The organism is Azovibrio restrictus DSM 23866 (assembly GCF_000429665.1).
Lineage (GTDB): Bacteria > Pseudomonadota > Gammaproteobacteria > Burkholderiales > Rhodocyclaceae > Azovibrio > Azovibrio restrictus.
Genome location: NZ_AUCH01000041.1, coordinates 1 through 2,190, shown reverse-complemented (window position 1 = coordinate 2,190; position 2,190 = coordinate 1). Strand labels below are relative to the sequence as shown.

At 53.4% G+C, this 2,190-nt stretch carries 4 protein-coding genes; all 4 read left to right on the top strand.

Translation table 11 applies throughout. The features are described from left to right. A partial coding sequence (locus G474_RS22295) for an RHS repeat-associated core domain-containing protein (protein WP_169729547.1) occupies positions 1-513 on the top strand: 513 nt, incomplete at its 5' end. Next, complete coding sequence (locus G474_RS0117635) at positions 477-1,070, top strand: hypothetical protein (protein ID WP_211228147.1); 594 nt, start codon at positions 477-479, stop codon at positions 1,068-1,070. The genes G474_RS22295 and G474_RS0117635, both read left to right, overlap by 37 nt. Further along, positions 1,067-1,300: a hypothetical protein gene (locus G474_RS23655; RefSeq protein WP_156919337.1), complete on the top strand. Its 234-nt coding sequence runs from the start codon at positions 1,067-1,069 to the stop codon at positions 1,298-1,300. Before G474_RS0117635 ends, G474_RS23655 begins: the two co-directional genes overlap by 4 nt. 46 nt (positions 1,301-1,346) lie before the next feature. Beyond that, entirely contained in the window at positions 1,347-1,547 is a 201-nt protein-coding gene (locus G474_RS0117630) for a DUF6531 domain-containing protein (RefSeq protein WP_026688109.1), read from the top strand. Positions 1,548-2,190: the final 643 nt, after the last annotated feature.

Sequence of the window (2,190 nt, the reverse complement as noted above, 5' to 3'; positions counted from 1 at the left end):
CAGTACGAAGATGAGGAAACGGGGCTGTATTACAACCGGCATCGGTATTACGATCCGGACACGGCCCGATATCTCACCCAGGACCCGATTGGGCTGGCGGGGGGGAATAACCTCTATGCCTACACTCCGAATTCGACGGGGTGGGTGGATCCGTTGGGGCTGGCTAAACGCGGCCCGAAACCCAAAGGGCAAGGGAAACACAATGAGGTCATCGAGGACTGGGGCAAAGAGTTGCAAGCGGGAGGATCCACGATTATCGCGGGTGGAGGTGTTGAAAGAGAGAAGGTGGTTCCGACTCCTGGAGGTAACAAGGACACTCGCCGTCCCGATGTCATCTGGGAAGACCCTCAAGGTCAACTGCACTATGGCAATGTGGGCAAGACCACGGCCGATGGCAAGACACCCGTTCCCCGAGAACAGAAGGCGAAAGCAGACTTGGAGAGCACCGGAACCCCGACCGAGTTTCGCGCCTACGATTGCCCGAAGAAGCCGAAGGCACCCAAGAAGACGTAGCTCGCCTACCTACCGATTTGGAGAATTTGAGCATCATGCAGATAGAAGTCTTTAGCACTCCTGAAGAGTTTGTCGGTTTTGTCAAGGAAGTTGTGCAGGCAATTGGCGCCAACATCTACGCTACGGCAGATCGAACCCAGCCACTCAAACAGATCGAGCCTGACAAACTGCTGGACTATCAGCACGTCACTTGCAAGAGACAGGTAGCCTATGCGGACGACTTTGTAACGATTGCCAACAAGGCCGCGAATGATCTGTACAGAGCCGACATATACAACATGGTGACTATCCAGTTTGGCCGATCATCTGACACGCAGATGGAATGCAATACTTGCCTTGCTGATACCAGTGACATGAGTAAGATGTTCGCCAAGGTAATGAAGAAAGTGCTCAAGACAACAACGCGGGCCGATTTAGTTCTTGCTTCAACCGGGCAGCTCGTAAAGGGTCTTAAGTTCTACTATTCGGAAGCTGCTGCGCAATCCGGGAAGCGATTTACCACGGCACTCAACAGCCGAGTTGAATTCATGCCGGCACCCAGGGAACAGGGTTTTTGAATCGCATTGTTACAAAGGTCAGCCCTGATGGTACGGTTCTCACCGGCTTTGTTGCACAAATCCTAGCTAAGCTACTGATTTATATCGGTTTGCCAAAATTGGGGCGGGAAATTTATCCATTAAAATCAATTGGTTACCGATTTGTGCAACAAAGCCGTTTTGGCTGTAAATCATTCGATAGATTAGCCACGATCTCTTGCTGCAAAGATGCGGTGGTCCCGGTCATTTGAACAGGGTACGGCCACGCCGGCAAAGAGCAACAAGACCAAGAAACCCGTGGTCATTGCCACCGGGGAAGAGGTCCTGTACCAGGAGGATTTCAGCGTCCCGGGCCTGTTTCCGGTGGAGTTCATCCGGGGCTACCGCTCCTCCCATCAGCCCTACGGAGCGGGGAGCCCTGTAGCCCGCGAAGCCACGGCCCTCGACGACATTCAGGAGGCCACCAAAATGCGGCCCGAGTTCCATCCATACAATTGAGGCGAAAATGGGAAAACAGGTGAATTTCGTTCTTCTACCGAGCGATCTAAAGGTGCTAGAAGAAGAACTTGGCCATATCGGACCTTTCATTGTCTTGCACAGCCGTTCTAAGTCCGAGGAAGTGAAGCGGCTAGGTGGGTTGGGTACTGACAAGTCTGGCGAGGACTGGTTGTACCTGTTCCTTGTCAGACCAGAAGACGTTGAACTAGTAATTACACAACCTGTCGCGACCCAGGGGTACTGGTCAATCGATGCGCTGCGTTCCCCAGTAATCGAGTTTCAGCGATGCTTCTACGATGGGCACAGGCTGAGGCGGGGGCGTGCCTATTTCGTCGAAGAGTACTATGACGCAAACAAGCACCTCGTTCAGAAGCCGGAAGCTTTTCGCATATGGGCACAGTCTGTTCTAAACACCATCCGCCGGAAGCTTCGACGTCAAGGGGCGGATTACATTGGTTCCGAGGCGAGGCGCTGGTTATCGTCAGGTGCTGGGGAGCTCATTGACTGAAGAATATAGATTCCTTGCCCCAAAATGAGTTCTTGAGGAATTAGCACCCGCTGCGTGCGCACCGTTGCGGATGACGGGAGCGACGACACGCGGCTGATCCACCGGCCGTCCATGTACGAGACAGAAGTCATCGAC